Annotated in this window: 15 protein-coding genes and 2 pseudogenes; 8 read left to right on the top strand and 9 right to left on the bottom strand. The window is 46.9% G+C overall.

What is annotated here, in order from left to right; all coding sequences use genetic code 11:
* Positions 1-112: 112 nt before the first annotated feature.
* The gene (locus tag CS022_RS25760) at positions 113-733 is read right to left on the bottom strand and encodes an HD-GYP domain-containing protein (RefSeq protein WP_235869183.1); all 621 of its coding nucleotides are present in this window, start codon (positions 731-733) and stop codon (positions 113-115) included.
* Positions 715-3,012 carry a cache domain-containing protein gene (locus tag CS022_RS01700; protein ID WP_235869182.1) on the bottom strand — a complete coding sequence of 766 codons (2,298 nt, stop codon included), beginning with the start codon at positions 3,010-3,012 and terminating at the stop codon, positions 715-717. Before CS022_RS01700 ends, CS022_RS25760 begins: the two co-directional genes overlap by 19 nt.
* Before the next feature lie 477 nt (positions 3,013-3,489).
* Here CS022_RS01700 and CS022_RS01695 point away from each other — a divergent pair.
* Positions 3,490-5,849: pseudogene (locus CS022_RS01695) on the top strand (YgiQ family radical SAM protein).
* 109 nt (positions 5,850-5,958) lie between these two features.
* Here the strand turns inward: CS022_RS01695 and CS022_RS01690 are convergent.
* Positions 5,959-6,552: a LysE family translocator gene (locus CS022_RS01690; RefSeq protein WP_129120818.1), complete on the bottom strand. Its 594-nt coding sequence runs from the start codon at positions 6,550-6,552 to the stop codon at positions 5,959-5,961.
* Positions 6,553-6,659: 107 nt separating this feature from the next.
* Between CS022_RS01690 and CS022_RS01685 the strand changes: the two genes are divergently transcribed.
* Entirely contained in the window at positions 6,660-7,553 is an 894-nt protein-coding gene (locus tag CS022_RS01685) for a LysR family transcriptional regulator (protein ID WP_129120817.1), read from the top strand.
* Here CS022_RS01685 and CS022_RS01680 read toward each other — a convergent pair.
* Together CS022_RS01680 and CS022_RS01675 are read right to left on the bottom strand one after the other, a co-directional pair.
* Complete coding sequence (locus tag CS022_RS01680) at positions 7,550-8,353, bottom strand: hypothetical protein (RefSeq protein ID WP_129120816.1); 804 nt, start codon at positions 8,351-8,353, stop codon at positions 7,550-7,552. The two genes, CS022_RS01685 and CS022_RS01680, sit on opposite strands and share 4 nt — an antisense overlap.
* A gap of 32 nt (positions 8,354-8,385) precedes the next feature.
* Complete coding sequence (locus CS022_RS01675; RefSeq protein WP_129120815.1) at positions 8,386-9,414, bottom strand: hypothetical protein; 1,029 nt, start codon at positions 9,412-9,414, stop codon at positions 8,386-8,388.
* Between the two features lie 317 nt (positions 9,415-9,731).
* Between CS022_RS01675 and CS022_RS01670 the strand changes: the two genes are divergently transcribed.
* The 3 genes from CS022_RS01670 to CS022_RS01660 are packed head-to-tail and all read left to right on the top strand — an operon-like array spanning position 9,732 to position 12,198.
* A complete protein-coding gene (locus CS022_RS01670; protein WP_129120814.1) occupies positions 9,732-10,541 on the top strand; it encodes a crotonase/enoyl-CoA hydratase family protein in 810 nt (269 codons plus the stop codon).
* 47 nt (positions 10,542-10,588) lie between these two features.
* Positions 10,589-11,395 (top strand): crotonase/enoyl-CoA hydratase family protein, encoded by an 807-nt coding sequence (locus CS022_RS01665; protein WP_129120813.1) that lies wholly within the window; start codon positions 10,589-10,591, stop codon positions 11,393-11,395.
* Positions 11,396-11,448: 53 nt separating this feature from the next.
* Positions 11,449-12,198 (top strand): SDR family oxidoreductase, encoded by a 750-nt coding sequence (locus CS022_RS01660; protein WP_129120812.1) that lies wholly within the window; start codon positions 11,449-11,451, stop codon positions 12,196-12,198.
* 1 nt (position 12,199) lies between these two features.
* Here CS022_RS01660 and CS022_RS01655 read toward each other — a convergent pair whose 3' ends face one another.
* From CS022_RS01655 to ydiJ, 4 genes and pseudogenes are all read right to left on the bottom strand, one after another.
* Entirely contained in the window at positions 12,200-12,778 is a 579-nt protein-coding gene (locus tag CS022_RS01655; RefSeq protein ID WP_129120811.1) for an outer membrane beta-barrel protein, read from the bottom strand.
* Between the two features lie 139 nt (positions 12,779-12,917).
* Complete coding sequence (locus tag CS022_RS24760; protein ID WP_161569523.1) at positions 12,918-13,073, bottom strand: hypothetical protein; 156 nt, start codon at positions 13,071-13,073, stop codon at positions 12,918-12,920.
* Between the two features lie 148 nt (positions 13,074-13,221).
* Entirely contained in the window at positions 13,222-13,626 is a 405-nt protein-coding gene (locus tag CS022_RS01650; protein ID WP_129120810.1) for a VOC family protein, read from the bottom strand.
* Positions 13,627-13,794: 168 nt separating this feature from the next.
* Positions 13,795-16,853, bottom strand: a pseudogene (ydiJ, locus tag CS022_RS01645) (D-2-hydroxyglutarate dehydrogenase YdiJ).
* 172 nt (positions 16,854-17,025) lie between these two features.
* Between ydiJ and CS022_RS01640 the strand changes: the two are divergent.
* The 3 genes from CS022_RS01640 (at position 17,026) to CS022_RS25190 (ending at position 23,855) form a co-directional block, all read left to right on the top strand.
* Positions 17,026-18,669, top strand: coding sequence for a VRR-NUC domain-containing protein (locus CS022_RS01640; RefSeq protein WP_129120809.1), 1,644 nt, complete (start codon positions 17,026-17,028; stop codon positions 18,667-18,669).
* Positions 18,670-19,038: 369 nt separating this feature from the next.
* Positions 19,039-22,860: a glutamate synthase-related protein gene (locus CS022_RS01635; protein ID WP_201746179.1), complete on the top strand. Its 3,822-nt coding sequence runs from the start codon at positions 19,039-19,041 to the stop codon at positions 22,858-22,860.
* Positions 22,857-23,855: a GltB/FmdC/FwdC-like GXGXG domain-containing protein gene (locus tag CS022_RS25190; RefSeq protein WP_201746178.1), complete on the top strand. Its 999-nt coding sequence runs from the start codon at positions 22,857-22,859 to the stop codon at positions 23,853-23,855. The genes CS022_RS01635 and CS022_RS25190 overlap by 4 nt, the downstream gene beginning before the upstream one ends.
* Positions 23,856-23,859: the final 4 nt, after the last annotated feature.

Genomic DNA, 23,859 nt, shown 5'->3' with positions numbered 1-23,859 from the left:
TGGCTACAGTTAATTTCCTTTGATAAAGGTTAAATCCACTAAAGTAATAAATAAAAGAATTTATAGTATAAAAAATATAAATTCTTTTATTATTCATAAGCAATATTAAAATTCATGCTGGCTGCTTATCTTTTCCCTCTGCAGGAGTGACAGAAACGATCTTCAACAGGGCTGCCTCATCAACATCATCATGCTGCTCTGGAGGCAAAAATTCTTCTGCGTAACGCAGATAAATTTTCTGTTCAATAAACAGCCTGAATAACTGTCCATCAATGTGTTTATCCTTTGCCATGAATGCGAGTATTTTTAGCGCTTCACTCAGTGTTTTGGCCTTTTTATATGGCCTGTCACTGGCGGTCAGGGCTTCAAAAATATCCGCGACAGCCATGATACGGGCGTCTACAGATAGCGTGCTCTCATCAAGGCCGTACGGGTAACCTTTACCATCCATTTTTTCATGATGACCACCAGCAATTTCAGGCACTCGATCAAGGTGTTTCTGATAAGGCAACTTTCGCAGCATTTTGATCGTCTGAATAATATGGTCGTTAATAATGAAACGTTCCTCTGCTGTCAGCGTACCCCGTTGAATTGAGAGGTTGTGGAGCTCTCCCCTGTTGTATTGCAACTCGGGGACTTTCAGGTTGAACTCCCAATTTTCAAACGTTTCTGACTGCTGAGGTAACCAGGGAATTCGCTGTTCTGGCTTATCACTCAGCACTTGCTCTTCCATCGGCAATGCGCTGGCTTTACCTTGGCAACGCGCTTCTTCTTCCCAAGATAGCCCGTGCTATCGTCAATGGTTCGCATCCAGGTGCGCGAGGCAATTTTTTGAAGTCGTTCGATATTGCTGGCATCCATAAACTCGCCACCTTGATTACACATGGCAACAAACGAAAACTCCTCATCGAGGGCCTTTTGCTCTGCAGCCAACCAAGCGTCAAGTTCAGAGGTGTTTTCACCCGCAAGACGCTTTTTCCAATAAGAAATTTCAACATCCCTTTTTAGCACCTCAAAACGGGTACGAATTTCATGTATCCGGTTGTAGATAGTTTCTAGTTTTGTGGCTTTATCAACCACATATTCCGGCGTTGTCACTTTGCCACAGTCATGAAGCCAAGCTGCGAAATAGAGCGCTTCACGAGATTGATCATCAAGCGTAAAGTCAGGGAAACGCTCTTTGTCCTGACTAACCGCATCAGCCAGCATAAATGTGAGCTCCGGCACACGCTGGCAATGACCGCCAGTATAAGGGGATTTGGTATCGATCGCCGACGCCATTAACTCGACAAAGGATTTGAACAGATGTTTCTGCGCAGCCACGAGCCCCCAGCTTTCTTTTATCAGTGATGCAAAGCCCAGGAACTGTCGAATAAATTCCAGCTTCTCAGCCTGTTCATTGCCTTTGCAGTGATCAAAGCCCATAAACACATAACCAATACAGGCTTGAGTCCTACTGTAAAGAGGCACTAACCATACATGTTTAATACTCTCGGGCAATAATTGACTTTCATGGTCGTTGAGTGAAGGCGAGAAGCTCAAGAATTTATGTTGATGAAGCGTCTCTGCTCTTTCTGGCGACGCATCGAGTAAGCGCTGTAAATCGATATCGAAGCTGGTGTCATCCTGCGGATATCTCGCCGTGACTCTAAGCTTCTGATCTTTCTCTTCAGAGTGCGTCCACAGCATCACAACATTAGCTTCAGAAACCTGTTGGCAGTGAGAGGTGATATCACCCATCAATGAATCGAAATTAGAGCTATTCGAGACGCGATGAAGTGTTCTCAAGAAGTTCTGTATTGTTTCAGACATGACTTTGATCGAGCCAGAAAGCGCCTTGATTTCAACAATATTTGATTCGGGTGTATCCACACTTGAGAAGTCAAAGCGACGAATTTTTCTGGTTTCTTCTACCAATGCTTTCAGTGGCGTTGCGATGAGTCTCGATGCCCATAGCACCATAACGGTGCCGATCAGGAGCCCAAACGCACTGATAATGATTTGATTATTTCTGGCATCTATCGCGCTTTGGATCATAAGCCGCTCAGGTACAGCCTTAGCCAACCACAAACCTCGCTCCCCGCCAAAGTTAATCCGGACAAGATTGATTGACCAACTTTCCCCATCATGAACAACAGTGCTGTTTGCCTCAGTCCAGTCAGTGTTTTTTACTAGGTGATTGAAGGGAGACGCGGCCATCGCCTCAAGATAGGTAGCCTGATTAACCTCCGCTGAAGCACCGGGCAAAAAGCCGGAGTGGGCAAAAACACGCTTATTATCGTCAACTAACATCAGCTGGGTTTGCTCAGTGTCTACCAGCGAATAAAGAAACTTTTCGAGAGAATCTAGAGTGATATCAGCTGCGAGCACACCATCAATGACAGGGAGCTGACGTGTGAGCGTGATGCCCATCCGCTGAATGAAGTGATAAAAATACGGGTCGGTGACATAGATACTGCCGTCATCGGGGGCTGCTTTATACCAAGGACGAAGTGTTGGCTTATATTTGATGAGGTCTGAGCTCATCTGAATACGATCCAGATTCTGATCGTAGTGTGTACGAATTTGTTGGCCAACACTGCTATTGACGTCAACCATGATATGGCTGCTCTCTGGGGCATCAAATTGTGTCTTCATGAACGCAGGTTTTGTAGAACGAATAAAAGCCGAGCTCTCATTTGGAAAACCAACATACACCGCGAGTACGTCTGGGTTACGCTCTAGGATAGCGTTAACCGTAGAGAGCCATTGGGTATCGTTTGATGCATAAAGATTATGGCTAAAATCAGAGGACGCTAACGCATCCATTGCTGTAATGACTGGCGATGTAAGCTTCTCAAACGACAACTTGATACGTTCTGCATTTTGCTGTGTTCGTTCTGATGCTAGTTGCTGATTAAGCGCTTTTGAATTTTGATAGCTTAAGACAATAAGTAGAAGGGAAAGCAGTGATACAACAATAAAGAAAATACCCGCGATATGAATTTGAAGCGTGTAACTGCGTCTAGCCATGATAGTCCATTATCTAATATTTGAGACATCGATAGACTATAGAGAGTTTGCGACACCACAAATACCACCCCCTATTAACATGACCTAGCTCACTGATTTATCAATAAAATACAAGTCAGAAAGAGTTAATACGCATACATAATTAGATCGTTCAAATCTATAAATGGATTTGTTGAGCTCAACATTTTATCTGGAATTCTATTCAATTAGACACTTCACATATCGAGGAGATATTGGCTCTTTATCTATCAGGATCACAGACAAATAGACATTAGTGCGGGAGAGGTGATCATGTTAATATGTCGCGTTTCAAATTTTGACCAATAGGGTGGCTGTTTCCTTTTGAACCGCCATCGAACGATACCACTTATTACTGGAAGCAACGCGGACTGACAGAGTATCAGTATTAAAATTAGAACGCTGTTTAGCTGATAGCGCGACGATACTTAAACACTCCGCAGCAATGAAACGAACTCTATGCGTGCGAAAGAAAAGAATATTTTCGAATATCCGAAATACTGGGCCGAGTGTTACGGCACAGCACCCTTCCTGCCGACCAGCCGTGAAGAAATGGACCAGCTTGGCTGGGACAGTTGCGACATTATCATAGTGACAGGTGATGCGTATGTTGATCATCCAAGTTTTGGTATGGCTGTCATCGGCCGTGTTCTGGAAGCACAAGGGTTTCGTGTTGGTATCATCTCCCAGCCAGAATGGCAGAACAAAGATGCCTTCATGTCGCTGGGCAAACCTAATCTTTATTTCGGTATTACCGCCGGCAACATGGACTCAATGATCAACCGCTACACGGCTGATCGTAAATTGCGTCATGATGATGCCTATACACCGAATAATGAGGGTGGAAAACGCCCTGACCGCGCGGTTTTGGTTTACTCACAGCGATGCCGTGAAGCCTATAAAGATGTGCCTATTGTACTTGGTGGTATTGAAGCCAGCCTTCGTCGTCTGGCTCATTACGATTACTGGTCAGATAAAGTCCGCCGCTCAGTATTGATGGATGCGAAAGCAGATATTCTCCTTTTCGGTAACGCCGAACGTGCATTGGTTGAAGTATCCCATCGTATTGCCAATGGTGAGGATGTCAGTGCAATGACTCGGGTTCCTGGCACCGCTGTCATCATGAAAGAAGCACCGGAAAACATGCGTGAGATTGATAGCTCGCGTATCGATAAGCCGGGCAAGTCGATGGTGATGCCTAACCCTTACGCAACAGAAACAGCGTGTAAGACGTCAGAAGACAAAGAAAAGAGCGCAGCGAAACCGATCACTGTTCGTCCGGCTCGTCATGATGCTGAGAACAGCTATGTCCGTTTGCCCTCTTTTGAAAAACTGGTTAACGATCGGATCCTGTATGCCCACGCCAGTCGTGTGATGCACTTGGAGACAAACCCCTACTCTGCCCGCGCATTGATTCAAAAACACGGCGACAGAGAGCTTTGGATAAATACGCCGCCGATTCCGTTAACCACCGAAGAGATGGATTTTGTCTTTGATTTGCCCTACGCGAGGGTGCCTCACCCTATGTACGGCAAAGCAAAAATACCTGCTTATGACATGATCAAAACCTCGGTCAATATCATGCGGGGTTGCTTTGGTGGTTGCTCTTTCTGTTCGATTACCGAGCATGAAGGTCGAATCATCCAAAACCGTTCAAAAGAGTCGATCATCGGTGAGATTGAAGCTATTCGTGACAAAGTACCTGGCTTTACGGGGACGATTTCTGATTTGGGCGGTCCGACGGCAAATATGTATCGTCTGGGATGTTCAGACCCTCGTGCCGAGCGTAACTGTCGACGCCCTTCCTGCGTGTTCCCGAAAATCTGTGAGAAACTGGATACGGACCACCAGCACACCATCGACCTGTATCGCGAGTCACGCAACGTTAAAGGCGTTAAGAAAGTGATGATCGCATCGGGCGTGCGTTACGACTTGGCGATTGAATCTCCTGAGTATGTCAAAGAGCTGGTCACCCATCATGTCGGCGGCTACCTTAAAATCGCGCCTGAGCATACAGAGAAAGGTACGCTGGATCTGATGATGAAGCCCGGTATGGGCACCTATGACAGATTTAAAGAACTGTTCGAGAAATACAGTAAAGAAGCAGGTAAGAAACAGTACCTCATCCCTTACTTCATCGCAGCACACCCTGGCTGTACTGACGACGATATGTTGCATTTGGCATTGTGGCTGAAAGAGAACGAGTTCGAGTGTGACCAGGTACAGAACTTTTATCCATCGCCAATGTGTAATGCGACGGCGATGTACCATTCAGAGACTAACCCTCTGAAGCGTGTGAAATACAAAAAGCGCGAGGATTTAACTGTCGCAAAAGGCGACCGGCAGCGCCGTCTGCACAAAGCTTTGCTCCGCTATCATGATCCAGCCAACTGGCCAATGATTCGTGACGCTCTACAGAGAATGGGTAAGAAACATCTGATCGGTGATAAGCCCGGTTGTTTGGTGCCTCATGAAGCTCGGAAGCTGAGTTAACGCCAGCGCAACGACGTGGCTCTAGCCGCCATGGTGCTAAGCGTTTCGCGACTAAACATCCAAACCAGCCAGATATCCGAAAAGACGGCCAACAAAACCGTCGACCGGCAAAAGGCAAAGGCGGAAACAGCCAATCGACTGCGGGATCGAATCCGAAGTCCGGCAAACCTAAGAGCCGTCATTCTGGTGATCAAGCGAGCAATAGTGGTCAACCACAGAGCAACGGTGGTGGTCGCGGAAAACCGACAACCGGTCGCTCATCGCCTGCTATCGGAAAGAAAGGAAAAAAACCTGCCGGTAACCGTCAGCGTCAAACTGTTCGCTAACAGTCAGCTCGTTAACAGACGACTCGCTAACAGACAGTGAGTTACCGACGAGGGATATATGAGAAAGCCGACGATTACGTCGGCTTTTCTTTTTTCCAAATCGAAAATGTTACAGGAAGTGGGTAAACACTAAATAAGCTGCAATTGCGATGAGGCTCCCCCCCATTACTCGGTTAATGAACTTTCGCCAATGATCATCAGACAGAAATATGGAGATTTTGCTTCCTACGATAGCCCAACTCAATTGCGTTAAGAGACAAATCGTAAAGTAGAGCAGTAAAAAGACGCCAAGCTTTCCATATTCATCGTGGAGTGCAAACGCGGATATACCAGACATACAGGCAATCCATGCTTTAGGGTTAAGCCACTGCAGTAATGCCCCTTGCCAAAAGCCGGGGCACTGTTGATCGTCCGCTTTCATCTCACTATCGGAATGCATGATTTGCCAACCCAAGTAAGCAATAAACACACTGCCAGCAACAGCAAGAACGTCTTCAAAAACAGGAAGGCCCGATAGAATCGCACCAAGCCCCAGACCTATCATCCCGAGTAATGCGATAAATCCTATCGTTGAACCTGCGACAAAAGGGATCGTTCTTCTAACGCCATGCTTCAATCCGCTTGTTAGGATCACCATGTTTACTGGTCCGGGAGTAATTGACATGGTAAATGCGAACAAACACATAGCAAAAATGAGAGTCACTGTTTATTCCTGATTAAGGTAGGTCATTTAATTTGTCGAGTTTACTTTGGAACAGTAAGCTTTAATAGATAGAACAAATCATTTTATTTATTCGAAAAAGTTTAATAATGATAGAAGACCTCAAGTCGATGGCAATATTCGCAGAAGTAGCGAAGAAAGGCTCATTCCGCGCCGCATCTGTATCTCTCAACCTCTCCCCTTCCGTTGTGAGCTATCATGTCTCGCAACTGGAGAATCGCTTGGGAACCACACTGGTTTATCGTTCCACACGAAAATTGTCTTTGACTCACGAAGGTCGAACGTTACTTGAACACACAGTAGCAATGCTCAATAGCGCTCATGCAGGTATCAACCATTTTGTGTCGAAAAATACCGACCCTGAAGGGAAACTCACGATCTCACTTCCCGCCTTATTTTCACGTTCTGAACTACTGACTGATTTGGGCACCTTTCGCCAGCGCTTTCCAAGGCTTCACCTTTCTCTGGTTTTCAGTGATGAGCGAGAGGCATTAATTGATAACAACATAGATTTAGCCGTCAGAATTGGCGAGCTGCCTGATAGTACGCTGAAATACAAACAACTTGGTGTGATTCATAGAAAACTCATCGCTCATCGTGAATTGATAAAGAAATATGGCAATCCTACTGAGCTTGAAGACCTCTCTGGCTGGCCTTGGATAGGTCTTACAATGATGAGAGATAAACGCCAGTTTACTCATAAAAATAAGCAGAAAGCAGAGGTAAGTTACGAGAGCGCAATAAGCGTGAATAATGTCGATGCGATGAGCGAACTTGCGTTGCTGGGAGTGGGTATTGCCACGCCGCCGTCTTTTTTGGTAGTGCCACATATCAACAAAGGTGACGTAGTTGAGCTATTGAAAGACTGGCAAGTCGAGCCAATCCCTTACCATCTGGTGTGGCCCGGACAGGCTCCGGAAAATGCCAACACAAGAAGGTTAATTGACTTTCTCAGCGAGAAAGCCAAAGGGAGCTTGCCTTAAAACATCACGTTGAATTGCAGGTATGGCCCATGCCAAATATCACTGCGGGAATAATTCAACATCCAACTTCCGTCATCATTTTCGGGAAACCAATCTTGAATGGTGTAATCTGCTTTGGCTCGGTAGCCCAGCTGAATTGAATACCCCAGACCATAGGCTGCGACAGAACGCTGTTGAAACGTATAGCCAAGATCAAGTTGGCCGCTGAGTGCAACCGCGTACTTTCCTGAAATATCGCCATAGGTTCCTACAGCATCAAACAACGCCTGATCGCTGACCGATAATTTATTGATACCGATACCGAACTGCGGGGCAATAAATACGCGGCTATAAGAGGTTTCGTATCTAGCACCGTAGCTAATTTCATCTTTCCCCGCGAACAACATAAATCGGTCGATTTCAAACTGCTTGTCAAAAGACGTTCCCGATTGTCCGCCACGTGTTGATTTAAAACCCACAGCGCTGGGCATTTTGTAATGGCTATATCCAAGCCCAAAGTAGAAACCTCTCTCACTCATCAACAGTAAATCTGTGTTCTGATAAGCCGTTTCAAAATCTGTCACCAGAGACTGCCCCTGAGAGTCACGGTAAATTGCAGTGCCCTCGGCCTCCATTCTGTCTATTCGGAAACGAAGGGTATCTGCGCCGTCAAAGAAGCCGTTAAAATCAATGATGCCAGAAATGTAGTCTGTCCCGATTCTCTCGGCTTTTGACGCACTTTCTGTTCCCTTGCTTGTGAGGTATTGAAGGGTTATCTGAAGGTTATCGACCCTGCCCTGAAAGTAACTGCTATGAAGCACATCATCATTTATCTGATAGTCCGTTGAAGCAGTTATTCCATGCTAATGTCGACTTCTTGGTTAACCAACCAATTGGCACTCATCACGCCATAGCCCGCCAGTAGATCAACCCTTGCTGGCGAGCTGAAAAACGACTGAAAAGGCTCCGGCTCATAAAGCTCGTCAACCGCTATCTGATAGCCATATCGCTCCCCTTGGGTGCTATCAAATGCCGATACAATTAAGTCGCCATCTTCTAGGTACAAGTCCGGGTTAAAGCCATAGTTTCGCTTAAAGCTGTTGGCGACCACACGCCGTGTCGGCGCTTTACCATAAGTAAATAAATACGTCGCAAGCCCTTTATTGAAAACATTGACGTATTCATAGCTGGCGACAGCAATTGTCTCATCGTTCTCGGGAAAGACGACCAATGTGTCATCAAAGTCACTGCGCAGGTGAAGTTTAGTTTGCACTGACTGCCATGCAGTATCAGGGTCTCTGACTAGACGCGACAAGGTCGAGACCTGAAGCTCCATAGTTTGCTTATCAATCAGTGCTATTGCTAACTCGCCGTCAAGGTTGTTATTGAGACTAGCGATAATGGGTTCAACAGGGAGTTCAATTTCTTCCGCATCGTCTTTGCTGACGATATGAAGTTTACTGCCATCGACACAAATCAGTCTGCCACTTTTATCTATGGCTATCGTTTTCGCACTCGCGCATTCCCCAATACTCGCCCAACGAGATTGAGAAACAGCATTGACCATCCAGAAATTAACGACATGGTTATCAGCACCTTGGTAAGACTCCTGGACCAATGCCCAGCTGTCACGCCGATAGCGAGACTGTGACACTAATGAAGAATCAGTGCTGTAGGTATATTTGTGATTACCTATGGTCAAGGATTTACGGCAGTTAGACAAACACTCGGCATTGGCATGTTCAAAGATGACTTCGGGCGAACCATTATCGGAAACAAACTTTGACGGAGATAGCGCTGTATCACCCGTTGAATTTATCTCATAGGCCGACAGGCTGAAGCTAAAAAAAGCGAGAAATATTGGTAACTTGATAGTTTTCATAGGTAGCTAAACATCCCCCGACACTAGAGACAATGAGAATATTAAGCATGGCCTAAATGATACCTATATCAAAAAATTAATGAGATATTGATCATGTTTATTATGCAGAACACAGTCTTATTGAATCATTTATTAAACATAAAACTGAAATGTAGACTTCCTTCATAGAAATGAACTTTCGTCACATAACAGCGTAATTTCTTGCTACTTGCCTCTTCAAAACCCATTTCATGCAGATAATTCAAACAGGTGTTTTACTGCCCTCTCTGAGATGTGATAACGTCCTTATCTGGACAGACCAGTTTGGGAAATAAACCATGTATTGGCAATATCTGACTCTAAATATCGACCATAATGGTGTTGCAGTTGTTACCTTAAATCGACCTGAAAAGTTCAACGCAATGAATTACGAACTTTTCTGTGAAATCGATAAGGTTCAAAAATATCTAAACAAACAGCGTTCGCTCCGTGTCGTCATTTTGAAAGGCGCAGGTGGCAATTTTAGCTCTGGCATTGATATCTACAGCATGATGGGAAAATCGATCAACTTTTTTAAAGTTGGCTTCAAATGGTTTCCATGGCGGGCAAATATGGCGCAGCGCGTCTGTATTGGCTGGCAGAGAATGCCTGTCCCCGTCATCGCAGTGATTGAGGGAGTCTGCTTCGGTGCGGCAATGAACGTGGCGCTGGGCTGTGACATGCGCTATACCACACCCGACGCCAAACTAGGGATTATGGAAGTTCGCTGGGGTATGCTGCCCGATATGGCGGGGCTGGATACACTGCGTGGTCTTGTATCTAAAGACGTGGCGCTGGAGCTTATCCATACAGGACAAGAAATCCCGGCGCAGAAAGCCAAAGAAATCGGCTTGATAACGCGTATCAGTGTCGACCCGATGGCCGAAGCTCAAAAAATGGCAAACAAAATTATTGAGCGTTCGCCCGATGCAACAGCAGCAATCAAATTCAGTACGCACAAAAGCTGGAGCAGCTCAACGGCACTGCTGCTCACGCGCGAGACTTTCTACCAGATCGCTATGATAATTAGTAAGAACTGGCGCATTGCGATTGAAAGAAACCGAAAAGATCCCAGTAAAAAATACGTTCCCAGACAGAGATGGTGGTAAGCCCAGCATCATAAGATGCATATCAATACATTTAAGGGAGAAAACGCGTGGAATGGAATTACCTAAAATGGCACATCGAAGACGACGTCGCCTTTGTGACATTTAATCGCCCGGAAAAATATAATGCACTGTCTTTCGAGTCCTTCACCGAAATCGTTAAGGTTCAAAAGCTCCTGAAAAAGGAAAAAAATGTCCGAGCAGTGATACTAAGTGGTGAAGGCGGCAACTTTTGCTCAGGTCTTGACGTGCAAGGTGTAGCAAGCAAACCCGCCAATGTTTTAAAGCTTCTTTTCAAATGGCTGCCGGGAGACGCGAACCTCGCACAAAAAGTCTCCATTGGCTGGCAACGCCTGCCCGTCCCAGTCATTGCTGTCATTGAAGGGGTATGTTACGGCGGAGGCATGAATATAGCTCTCGGCACAGATATGCGCTTTTGCAGTAAAAACGCCAAGTTCGCTATCATGGAATCCAAGTGGGGATTGATACCAGATATGGCCGGCCTAGAAATGCTTCGCAACATTGTAAGCCGGGATAGGGCTCACGAACTGACACTGACTTCAGAGGTTATTTCTGCTGATAAAGCAGAGAAGTATGGCCTTGTTACGCAAGCATGTGATGACCCGATGGAAGAGGCGATGGCATTGGTCGACAAGGTGAAAAACATCTCACCAGATGCGGCGGCGGCGATCAAATATACGACGCACAAAAGCTGGAGCGCTAGTACAAGATCATTGCTTGCGAGGGAGACTATTTATCAGCTCGCGATGTTTGCCAGTAAGAATCAGAAGATTGCCGTCGCAAGAGCAACAAAATCTCCCGATAAACCCTACATAAAACGTCAATCTTGGTGGTGAAGCATCATCATCTAAGCTAGCGTCGCCCCTACTATCTGAATTTAGGGGCGGATATGACCCAGTTATTAGCCTTAGTCACAGGTGCCAGTAGAGGAATAGGTGCCGAAACCGCATTACAGCTGGCATCGAAGGGGTACCTTGTCTGTGTTAATTATCTTCGTCAACGGGAAGCTGCTGAGAACGTTGTCGAGGAGATTCAGCGCCGAGGCGGGAATGCGTTCAGTCTGTCAGCCGATATTTCATCGGAAAAGGAAGTCCAACAGCTTTTCGCTAAGCTCGATGCACGGCCAGAGCCACTGGATTTACTGGTAAACAATGCTGGTATTCTCTTTGCCCAGTCTCCCCTCGCAGACATGACTCTCGATCGGTTTAACAAGGTCATGACGGTAAACGTGGCAGGGACATTCCTCTGTTGTCGTGAGGCTATCAAGCGAATGTCGACGAAAAATGGTGGTCAGGGAGGTGTGATTATCAATGTATCATCTGGAGCCTCTCGAACAGGATCACCCAACGAGTATATTGATTACGCAGCAAGTAAAGGCGCGGTTGATACGCTGACTGTAGGTCTTGCAAAAGAAGCCGCATCGTTGGGAATAAGGGTCAATGCTGTTCGTCCTGGATTAATCTATACCGATATCCATGCCGACGGCGGCGAGCCAGGCAGAGTGTCTCGGTTAGCCAGCAATATTCCGCTTCAACGTGGCGGCACCGTTGAGGAGGTGGCATCGGCCATTGTCTACCTCTCGTCCAAAGAGGCAAGCTTTATCACTGGCAGCTTCCTAGATGTGAGCGGTGGCTTGTAGTCTAAAACTGGTATCCGACTGTTAACTGAGTGGTCGCCAAGGTGATATCGGAAAACTTGTCATTTAAACTGTCTTCAAAAAAACCAATACCTGCTGTCAAACGGGTTTTATCGAAGACTTGGCTCACACGGAAATACACATTTTCCAGCTGATATTCCACACCGAAGCCAGTATGGAGAGTGCGAGCCTCATCGTTAACCGCTATATAACGGAGCAGTGAATCCGACTGACCCAGCTTGAATGCACCGTAACCAAACAAGATAAATGGCCTGATACCGTTTTCAAGTTCGTAACCTAGATTTGCTGAAATTGAAAGACTACGTGGCCTTGCCTCGAACCCGTCGACCTGCATTTTTCCATAGTGTATTAAAGTGGCTTCTACACCAATGAAGCGGTTTAGCTGGTAACCGCCACTGATGCTGAAAGCATCGGGTGTGCTTTGAGATTCAAAACTTTTGTTGTTGACGGTTGAATAGACCAACCCAGCGCCTGCGTTGACATGCCAACCAGAAAAATCATCTGCAGAAGCCGACAAGCTTGTTATCAAAATTACGCAGGGGCATAACCGCGTTATCTTCATTTTTGTTCCACTTCGATAAAAGAGTCACTAAATTTTGAGGACTATCCTATCACGCTAATAATGGAACGTTGTTTTATTTTGAATCCAGATTAAGACTCTGAGTCAATTAACTGGCGACAAGAGGTAAAGGATGAATGTGCTATCTTGCGAGTTCGGAGACGATAGCATAAATGAAACCTGCAGCGAGAACGGCAACAACGCCAACAGCAAATCGTGATTGCCCTTTTTCAGACATCTCTCTAACAGCAAAGAATCCGATAATGACAAGCAGTACAATGACGGCAACTTTAAGCAACTGACACCTCAGACAATATTCAAAGAGACATCAATAGAGTACAACGCATTACTCCCGCAATACAGGCAAATATTAGCAGTCTTGTGATTACACAGACAAAATATCATGCTTCACATCAAGTATGCAGACATTAGGCGTACATCTCGGCTTAGAGCGGGCAACTCAACATCCAGCGAATGCCAAATTTATCTGTCACAATACCGTATCTGACATTCCAAAAGGTATTATCCAAAGGCATGTATACATCACCCGCATCAGACAGTGCGGCAAAAATTGCCGTCTGGCGTTTCTGCTCGGAAAACGATACGTGAATAGCAATATCTCCGGAGCCATGAGACAGCGTTTCTTCCACGCCATCAGACGCGAGAAAGCTAATCTCTTCGGCATCAAATTCTGCATACATCACCTTTCCTAGTAGGTGACTAGGGAATTCAACGGGCGATTCATCAAACGTCGAGAGGTTATTGATGTCCCCCTCCCAGACCTTTTGATAAAAGGAAAGTGCTTCGTGACAAAGCCCATGAAAGGTGATGTGTGGTTTCATTGCAGCCATGGTTGCCCCCGTCATCTCAGTCATGTCCAGCTTGTCGCTAGTGTATCAATCGAGATGTCAGCAAACGCCTAATAGTTGCGACAACGCATCAGTCTTTTGCAGAATTAATAGCGCCAAATTAACAAAGGGATCCGAAGATCCCTTTGTTACTACAGGTGTGTCGCAGAACTAGCTGTGTAGCTTGAGCAGCACCTGAAGAGGGTGGAGAAGATGTGTATCATCGAAACGTTTTACCTGACTGCGACACGAATAGCCCGTTGCCATACATCGTGAAGCGGGCAGTTTCTCCAACTGGGGTTGCCAACTGAGACCATAGATACCTTGAGAGTTTTCAAGCTTGTCGGCCTCATGACCATAGGTGCCCGCCATACCACAGCAACCGACAGACACCACGTTCATATTGACACCGAAGCGGGCAAAAATGGCTTTCCAGTCAGCTTCCGTTCCAGGCAATTTGGTCTTTTCGGTGCAGTGAGCAAGTAAATGCCATGCATCCGCATCGCGAGTTTCTCTGAGTGGGAGCGCGGGTAGCAATGGCGATAGCCATTCCTGAACAGTGAGCACATCAAATGGCGTTGCAGTTTCGCCCAATACCTCACGGTATTCATCGCGATAACAGAGCACCAAGGCGGAATCGACACCCACCATAGGAATACCCAATTTCGCCACTTGACTGAGAAAAGCCGCGGTTGAGCCAGCTGTTTTAGCAAACTCTCTCAGGAAACCTTTAACATGTTGCGCCTTACCATTGGGTTTAAATGGCAGGAGCACAGGCTTTTTACCCAACTTGTCAGCAAGACGGATAAAATCAGCCACTAACTCGGCATCATAAAAACTGGTGAAGGGATCCTGCACAATTAGCACATACTCTGTTCTTTCGTCGTCTGAGAGAGAACTGAGTGTATCAAGGTCAAAAAGCGAGACAGGTAGCGCGCTGAGAGACTTATTTAACGTCGGTTTCGACAACGCTGGCGAGTCAATATACCCAATGGCTTTTTTAATCAGCGATTTGCCAAGCCCACTTTGGGTCACTGTGTTGACCAGAGTCGGCGCCTTAGACATCAGCGGTAACAGGTTTTCAATATTCCCGACCAGATAGTCTTTCGCTGGACGCTGATAGCGGCTGTAATAAAGGTTGATGAAACGCGAACGGAAACTGGGTACGTCAACTTTGATAGGACACTGGCTGGCACAGGCTTTACAGGCAAGGCAGCCGTTCATTGCATCCATCACCTCGTGCGAGAAATCGTATTCCTGCTTGCCTACTAACCAAGTATTTTTAAATCTCGCCATGATGGTTCGAACACTTGGCGATTTATCACGGAGCGTCTGTTCCATAACAACAGGGTCAATGCCCTGCTCGGCCAACAAACGTAACCACTCACGGACGATTCCTGCCCGCCCTTTCGGGGAGTGACGTCTATCATAAGTAATTTTCATTGACGGACACATGGGTGAACTGGTGTCGTAGTTAAAGCATAACCCGTTGCCGTTACACTCCATGGCTTGCCTGAAACTGTCACGGACAACAACCGGGATCTGGCGGTCATACGTACCGCGTTTCACCGCACTAACCTTGACCAGCTCTTCGTTGCTGTCAGACGGTGTACAAATCTTTCCCGGATTCATTCGGTTTTCGGGGTCAAAAGCAGCTTTGACTTTACGTAGCTCTTCAAACAGCTCTTCACCGAAAAAAGCAGGCCCGTATTCTGAGCGGAAGCCCTTACCGTGTTCACCCCACATCAGTCCGCCGTATTTTGCCACCAGCGCAACCACCTGATCAGAGATAGTGCTCATTAAGCTTCTTGTTTGGGATCACAGAGATCCAGAGCAGGGCGAACATGAAGTACACCCGCATCGACGTGACCAAACATGCCGTAGTTGAGTTTGTGCCCATCCAAAAGCGAACGAAACTCTTGAATGAAATCAGCAAGGTTTTCAGGCGGTACGCAGGTGTCTTCCGCAAATGCAACAGGCTTGGCTGCACCTTTTGTCGCGCCCAACAAGCCAACCGCTTTTTTACGCATATTGTAAATACGGTTAATGGACGCCAGGTCTTCACACACCTGATAGCCGATCACGCCACCCTGCTGGTTTTCAATCAGAGCATCAAGACGTCGGCACAAAGAGCTAATCTGGCTTTCAATTTCATCAGGGTTATCGCCTGCAAACTCAACGATGTTGATACCTTGCATTTCTTTGCCGGGCACATCTGTCAGCAAGTCTTTAACCGTATTCCAAACAATGTCCTGACGGGCAAGATTAAACACTCTCGAGTCAATGGTTTCCACCGACAGCGCATTAGCCTGCACCATCACGGGCGCATTGCGGAGCGCAGAATCAAAACTGTCATACTTTACATTAACCAGCGTCCGCACTTTCGGGATTGGAGTAATGTTCAGTTTCGCTTCAGCAATAAAGCCGAGGGAGCCCTCTGCACCACACAAGACACGGCCTATATCGAAGGTGTCTTTTTCAGGGATAAAGGCGTTCTTAAGATCATATCCAGTCAAGAAACGGTTTAGCGGCGGGAATTTTTGCTCAATTTGCTGCCTTTTTTCACGGCATATCTGAGCCACTTTGCGCAGCGCGTTGCCAGCAAAGTCGTCTTTTTGAGCAGATTGCTCCAGCTCTTCGGGGGATAAAGATTGGGTATTTAGCCGCGAACCATCAGCAAGAACGGCGCTGAGCGACAACACATGGTCTGAGGTTTTTCCGTATCGGAGTGAACCCTGCCCCGAGGCATCGGTATTGATCATCCCACCTACTGTCGCTCGGTTACTTGTCGACAGGTCTGGTGAAAAGAAGAAACCATGCGGCCGAAGTGCATCATTCAATGCATCTTTCACTACGCCCGCCTGTACTCTCACCCAACCCTCATCAGGATTAACTTCAAGTACCTTGTTCATGTGACGGGACATATCAACCACAATGTGTTTGGTAAGAGACTGTCCGTTTGTGCCGGTACCGCCACCGCGTGGAGAGAAGCGGATCGCTCCGAACGCTTGCCGCTGGCTGACACTCGTCAGCAATTGCAAATCGTCAATCGATTTAGGTAACAGCACCGCCTGAGGCAACATTTGATAAACGCTGTTATCAGTTGCGACGGCAAGTCGGCTGGCATAATGCGTTTCAACATCTCCTGCGAAGCCTTCATCCTTGAGTGCTGCAAGATAGTCTAAAACGACGGGTTCAATACTTTGTTGATGCGTAAGTGCTGGTAACATTGCTCTTCCTGCGCCAGATACCTGACCGCGGGTTACCACGGCCACTGACAACGTATTATTTTTTAGGTTTCTCTCACTTTACCCCAGCAAAGATTGCTTAGAAAGCGGTTCACCCCGGTAAATTATCAGTTAAACTGCATTATCTTTTTATTTTCCCGGTATTCAACATCTCATGCCGACAGAAAAAACACCGCCGCCAGTACTACCGGACTTTTATTATCTCAATAATTTTTTGACCCTTATTGAGTATGTTGCGCAACAGTATACCGATCTCTTGAACGAAAACGAAAAAGCATGGATTGATTGCTTTCAAATGCTGCCTCGAGACGGAAAGGCACTGACAGTTCGCTTACTTTCTCGTCGTGGCATCTGGTTTCGAGAAGACAAACTGAAATATTCTGAAATCAAAGATCTATCAGCAACACTGGCTGAACTGGAGCGAGTCGGTTTTGTTAGTCTATCCAATCAACCCGCTACAGAAGTGGCGTGTGACCTTCTTACCAAACCCGAATTGGTCAACTTACTCAGCGATTGCCCACTAAAAAAGCAAGAAAAGAAGCAAGTATTCGTAGACTATGCACTTGAAACAAAACCAACGTTGACTTTGCCATTTCAGTGTATTGCGCTTCACCATCAGGAAATCATGCCTGTCTTTTTATTGTTGTTTTTCGGCAATGCTCATCAGGATCTGAGTCAGTTTGTTCTTAGCGATCTCGGTATCCATCAATACGAAGACGTCGAGATATCAAAGGCTTACCGTCTTTTCAGACAACGCAAACACATCACGGATTGGTTATCACTTTCAGAACTTTCTGAACAACTATGGCTCGCCACAACCGCCAAAGATATCCCGTGTATTTTAGGTATAGCCTCTTCGGTTCAGGCAAGTACTGCCTTCGAAACAATTGAGTGGCAGCCGATGGAAAGAAAGAGACAAAGGCTGTTAACACGGATTGGGCGCGAATTGGAGAGACAGAGCCAATTAGATGATGCGGTTCTTTTTTATCAACAGTCGGCCTTGCCACCCGCTCGTGAGCGTTTAGCCCGAATTTATACAAAGCAAAACAGACTGGCATTGGCCGCCGACATTGTTAAAGACATGCTTGAGTCACCCGTTGATGAAGACGAGCAAGAAACAGCAGGCCGCATAGCACGACAGTTGGCTAAAAAAACTGAAATCAATGCCCCAGAGAAAATCAAAGCAGCGTTTGAATCAGAAACTGTCAGTCTCTCAATTGGTCGCTCGGTTGAACTGACTGTTGCTGAATATTATCAATCGCAGGGCTGGCAGGCTTGGTATAGTGAAAACTTACTGCTTAATGCGGTATTTGGTTTGACCTTTTGGGATATCATCTTCAGCCCCGTTGAGGGCGCATTTCTAAACCCTTTCCAACGCTCTCCCCGTGACATGTACCACGAGAGTTTTTCCTCGACCCGCAAAGACATGCTTGAGAGCCGTTTTAGACAAATAACCCAGCATGGCCTCGATTATATTTTTGGTGTGTACAAGGAAAAACACGGTACCAGTAATGACTGGGTCAACTGGCATTATGTAACGGAAGAGCTTTTATCAGCGGCCATCAATTCGCTGTCTTCGGCTCAATGGGTTGGTTGTTTTCGAAGACTGCTATTCGATCTGAGGGCGAATAGAAAAGGACATCCAGACCTTTTCATGGTGAAGGAGGGTAAACCTTGCTTCATCGAGGTCAAGGGTCCCGGTGATAGTCTGCAATATCATCAAATCAGATGGCTCAATTATTTCGACCATCTCGGTATTGAATGCAAAGTGGTTTATGTTGAGTCAGCCACTCAGTAGTTTCCCGATAAAACAACATGAAAGCAGTGCAATTAAGAATATCTAGGCTAAATTAAAGAATAAAAATTCAAAAATGCGTTACTTACCTTCCGCTAATTCATTGTAAATCACCTTTCACCACTAGCAACTCGCGCTTATAAATAAGCACTACCCAGCCCGAAAAATGGAACTTTAATTCAGATTTAGCATTATCTTCTTCATCAATCCGCTTATATCGAAACAAAAAACCTATTTGCTAATGATAATAATTACTATTTGCATAAGTATTACTATATGGCTATTCTGGACGCCGGCCAGTGAAGTGACGAAATTCAAGGTTATTTGATAACAAGGTGGTTATTCGGCTTACAAATATGGACTAAGAACATCATGAAACGTTATTTATTCGACAGAGATCTTGAGCATTCCAGCTGTGGTGTCGGCTTCATTACACACAAAAAAAGCCAACAGACCCACGACTTGCTGCAACATGCCCATCAGGCTTTTTGTATGATCCCACATAGGGGCGGCATTAGTGCAGAAGGCACAGGTGACGGTGCAGGGGTTAATATTGATATTTCACTCAATTTCTTTCGAAAACTGACCAAAAAACCAAGTTTAAAACTAGGGAGTTTTGGGGTAGCTAACTTTTTTTACCCTGTTGACACAACCCAACACGAGCATGCACACCAAATAATTGTCGATACTTTCAAGAAGTATCAACTGCAAATTTTGTTATGGCGCGATGTGCCCGTTAACAACGATGCACTCAATAAGCAGAGCTGTGACGCCCAACTGCCCATCAAACAATGTGTATTCAGCAAACCCAAGCATGTGGCTAATCAGGCCGTTTTTGAACACATCATCAATCAGGCCTTATTAGAAATTGAATATCCGGCATTCACCCAACCCGAGCTGGAGGGATTCTACCCGCTATCAATGAGTAGCCGGACGCAAGTATTGAAAAACCGGCTAAACAGCTGGGAAGTTGTGCCCTACTTTTGTGACCTGACGGACCCGACACACAAAATACACACGCTGTTTTTTCACACCCGTTTTTCGACCAACACAGCGCCAAACCCCATATTCGCGCAACCCTTTAGACGAATGGCGCACAATGGCGAGCTAAACACAGACAGAAAAAATAGGCTCAGTGAAGACGCCATTGCTCGACTCCATCGAAAAGAAGTCATCTTCCCGAAAGGCCAGTCAGATTCAGCACGGCTCGACCAGACGCTTGCCCGACGCGTCACCGAAGATGAAATGGATATCGATGTCGCCGCTCTTGCGATGATGCCACCAGCATGGGAGAACGATCAGTCACTGCCTGACAACGTCAGAGATATGCTGGAGTATTTTTCTCTGTATGAAGAAAAGAATGACGGCCCCGCAGCATTTATTTTTGGCGACGGTGTAAAAGTAGGCGCAAGGCTCGACAGACTCGGGCTCAGACCCCTCAGAACGGTTGAAACCGATGATTACTTGGCAGTGATGAGTGAGGCGGGACAAATCGACTTTCCGCACGATGACGTCATTCGAAGAGGGCGGATCGAAGCTGGCGGGATGGTTGTTTTCGATCACGCGACCAAAGAGACTTTATATACAAACCAGATTCTTGAGCGATTAGCCGCCGAGCATGATTACTCTGCCATTCTCAGTGAAGCGCGCATGCAGCTTTCAGACTTGCCTGAGGCTGATATCTCGGAGTTTGATAACAGCTCACCGCTGGTACCAACGGCAAGGCATGTTGCATACAGCATGAATCAGGAAAGTTTTAAATTCATGCTAGACCCCATGCTACAAACGGGCATGGAGAAGATTTCGGCAATGGGTTACGGCTTAGCACCGAATGCAATGTCTGGGATTGAAGGCGGCGTATCAAAATACTTCAGCCAACGCTTCGCGCAAGTGACAAACCCGCCACTCGACAGTATCCGCGAGGCGGATGGCATGACATTGCGGGTTGCCTTGGGTGCCAAACCCAACATCAGCCCGACGACAAACATCCAGTTGGTGATCCCATCACCTATTTTGCAACCGCAAGACGTTCTTAAAATTCAAAAGCAAGATCAGTTGAAAATCGGTGTGATTGATACGCTTTTCACTCCTAACCTTGAAAAACAAAAGGGCGACAAATCGAATGTGGCTTGCCTGCAGCAAGCCCTCGACAGCATCGCTGATCAAGCAGAAAAGCTCGCCAGTACCCAGCATGACATTATCATAATGTCTGATCAGAACGTCACGCATGACCAAGCTGCTGCCCCAGCTATGTTGGTTATCGCAGCAGTCAATCAGCGTCTAATCAAAAAAGGTCTGCGCTTTTCGACCAGTATCATCTACCTCACAGGGCAGGCCGCCAGTACGCACGATATCGCCAGCTTATTGGGCTTTGGCGCATCTGCGGTTTGTCCGCTCTCTGTGTTCAACCGAGCATGGGAGTTATTCGGTAATATTGAGGGCGTTAAGAAGGGCTTGAAGGCTTACCAAAAAGCAGTCGAAAAAGCCTTGATGAAAACCATGGGTAAGTTCGGCTTGTGTACGGCGGAAAGCTATATTGGCGGGGAGTTTTTTGAAGCTAACTTCATTGATACCAATGATCCGCCGCTCGCTGCGCTTTTCCCTAATATCCACTCGCCCGTCGGTGGCGCGCAGTTTGTTGATTTGGTCGATAATGCTATTGAATGGCATCGCAAAGTCTTCGAGATTCAATCTGAAAATCAGATCCCGGTTCTTGGCCTCTTCAAAGAAAGAATCGAGGGCGGCGCTCATGGCTACGGAAATTTAGCCACGAGAGAATTCATTGCGCTGACAGAAGAGTCTATTCAGTATGCCGCCGAAGATGCATCTGAATGGGACGAAAGCCGGTTCTTACTGCCGGAGGACGATGGATATAAAGATTTAGGTTTTGAGGCCCGCACCCCGGAGCAGATTAACTCGTTCGAGATGACACAGGTTTATCGCGAGTTTACCGAGCGAATTGCCGAAGAAAGAAAAAATCGACCAGCAACACTGCGTGATGTTCTGTCTCTGCCCGTCGGCCTATCAAGCTGTGAGAGTACAGATGATTTCATCGACGTACTCTCTCATATATCGTTTCGAGGGTCGCCAAATACCTCGGTAAGTGGGCTATCTATCGAATCGACAGGTGGCAACAAGTGGCTTCTCAAGCTAGACCAACAACCTCTAAAACGCCATCCAATGTTCGCCGAAGCGCTGGAGACAGTATTTGGCGATGATCTTGTCGGCGTTGATGTAGGAACCCGCGGAATCCAACTGAACGCGCATGGGTTGGCAAAGAAATTTCTCTCCAACACCCTATCTCCGCCAACAGCGATATCGCTGAAAGATGTGCAACCCGCCAATGAAATTACTGCGGCATTCGCCTCTGGTGCGATGAGTCACGGCGCACTGGTCGCCAAGGCGCACGAGGCAGTTGCACAAGGTACAAATATCGCGGGTGCGATGAGTAACTCTGGTGAAGGCGGCGAAAACTCACGACGCTACAACTCAGTAAAAGCGAGCAAAATTAAACAGTTTGCATCTGGCCGATTTGGTGTGTGGGCGGGCTATCTTGCCGACCCATCGCTGGAAGAAATCGAAATCAAAATTGCGCAGGGTGCGAAACCCGGTGAAGGTGGTCAATTACCCTCACCGAAAGTTAACGTCGAAATTGCTGCAGCGAGGGGCGGTACACCTGGTGTTGAACTAGTGTCTCCCCCACCTCATCATGACACCTATTCGATTGAAGACTTGGGCCAGCTGATCCACGATGCGAAAGCGGCCAGAGTGCGGGTTATCGTCAAGCTGGTGTCATCTGAAGGGATTGGCACAATCGCTGTCGGCGTTGCGAAAGCAGGCGCTGATGTGATTAATGTCGCGGGTAACACTGGCGGCACGGGCGCGGCACAGGTTACCAGCCTCAAGAACACCGGACGCGCAGCAGATATCGGCATTGCTGAGGTTCATCAGGCTCTGTCTGAAAACGGCCTCAGAGACAAAGTTGTTCTCCGTTGCTCAAATGCCCACCAAACGGGTGTTGATGTGGTTAAATCAGCGATATTGGGCGGTGATTCTTTTGAGTTCGGCACAACAGCGTTGATGATGCTGAAATGTGTGATGGCGAAAAACTGTAACCTCAAGTGCCCAGCAGGTCTCACCACCAACCCCGAGCTGTATAAAGGCGATCCAAGGCCTTGGCGCAATATTTCATGAACGTCGCCCATGACGTGCGCGAAATTCTTGCTGAGCTCGGCTATCCATCGCTCAAAGCAATCTGTGGCGAGACACACCTGCTTCATCTTATCCGACACCCCGAGATGATCGGAGAGCTGGATATGACAGGACTTCTCGGCAAGGTTCAGAAAAAACATATCGAAGACCCCATCTGTCTTGAAGCCTGTTTTGCACCTGACGACAAGTATATCGAAACGGTCGAACGTGAATTTATCGAGGCCAAACGTGCATCGTTATCCTTTGAAGGGGAAACATTGTGTAACTGCAACAAAACAGTCGGCGGTCAGCTTGCTATCGATATCGAAAGAATACTTAACTATCGCCTGAGCGATGCCGATATCTCCGCCCACCCAGCAGTCAACACGCTTTCCAATGGACGAAAAGTGTTGTCTGCAGGCAGTATCGAAATCACCTCAAGAAACTCAGCAGGTCAAAGTTTTGCTGCGTTTAACAACTCAGGCATAACACTGCGTCACATCGGAACCTGTAACGATGGTGTCGGAAAAGGTGCCAGCGGCGGCAGCATCATAGTGCAATACCCAGGTGGCAAGTCAGTGAGCTGCGGAGACAATGTACTGGTGGGTAACTTCGCTCTTTTCGGCGCCACTGGCGGCGAGCTGTTCGTTGAAGGTGAAGCTGGCGACCGCTTTGGTGTCAGAAATTCCGGTGCCGTCGCTGTTGTTGAAGGTGTCGGTGACTTCTGCTGCGAATACATGACCAATGGTACCATCGTGAATCTTGGTGGCTATGGTAAAGGCTTCGGTAATGGCATGAGCGGTGGTACTGCTTTCCAGTACGACCCGACCGGAGACATTGTAACCTCATGCAGCAATGATTCTGTAAGAGCTATTCGCCTCAGCGGTGGCGATACTCTGGTTGAAGGCCAACGACAGGCCCTTCACTATCACCTTACCGCCCACTATCAGGCAACTGGCTCTGAAAAGACTCGCGCGATTTTACACAACTGGCACTAGCCAG

The sequence above is a fragment of the Veronia nyctiphanis genome, assembly GCF_004116385.1.
Lineage (GTDB): Bacteria > Pseudomonadota > Gammaproteobacteria > Enterobacterales > Vibrionaceae > Veronia > Veronia nyctiphanis.
This window is presented reverse-complemented; position numbering and strand designations above follow the sequence as displayed.

What these genes read in the sequence shown, in the direction of transcription:
- CS022_RS01685 (WP_129120817.1), top strand. Translation starts at nt 6,660, where the DNA reads ATGATAGAAGACCTCAAGTCGATGGCAATATTCGCAGAAGTAGCGAAG.
- CS022_RS25760 (WP_235869183.1), bottom strand. Translation starts at nt 733, where the DNA reads ATGGAAGAGCAAGTGCTGAGTGATAAGCCAGAACAGCGAATTCCCTGG.
- CS022_RS25190 (WP_201746178.1), top strand. Translation starts at nt 22,857, where the DNA reads ATGAACGTCGCCCATGACGTGCGCGAAATTCTTGCTGAGCTCGGCTAT.
- CS022_RS01660 (WP_129120812.1), top strand. Translation starts at nt 11,449, where the DNA reads ATGACCCAGTTATTAGCCTTAGTCACAGGTGCCAGTAGAGGAATAGGT.
- CS022_RS01640 (WP_129120809.1), top strand. Translation starts at nt 17,026, where the DNA reads ATGCCGACAGAAAAAACACCGCCGCCAGTACTACCGGACTTTTATTAT.
- CS022_RS01700 (WP_235869182.1), bottom strand. Translation starts at nt 3,012, where the DNA reads ATGGCTAGACGCAGTTACACGCTTCAAATTCATATCGCGGGTATTTTC.
- CS022_RS01675 (WP_129120815.1), bottom strand. Translation starts at nt 9,414, where the DNA reads ATGAAAACTATCAAGTTACCAATATTTCTCGCTTTTTTTAGCTTCAGC.
- CS022_RS01670 (WP_129120814.1), top strand. Translation starts at nt 9,732, where the DNA reads ATGTATTGGCAATATCTGACTCTAAATATCGACCATAATGGTGTTGCA.
- CS022_RS01655 (WP_129120811.1), bottom strand. Translation starts at nt 12,778, where the DNA reads ATGAAGATAACGCGGTTATGCCCCTGCGTAATTTTGATAACAAGCTTG.
- CS022_RS01650 (WP_129120810.1), bottom strand. Translation starts at nt 13,626, where the DNA reads ATGGCTGCAATGAAACCACACATCACCTTTCATGGGCTTTGTCACGAA.
- CS022_RS01635 (WP_201746179.1), top strand. Translation starts at nt 19,039, where the DNA reads ATGAAACGTTATTTATTCGACAGAGATCTTGAGCATTCCAGCTGTGGT.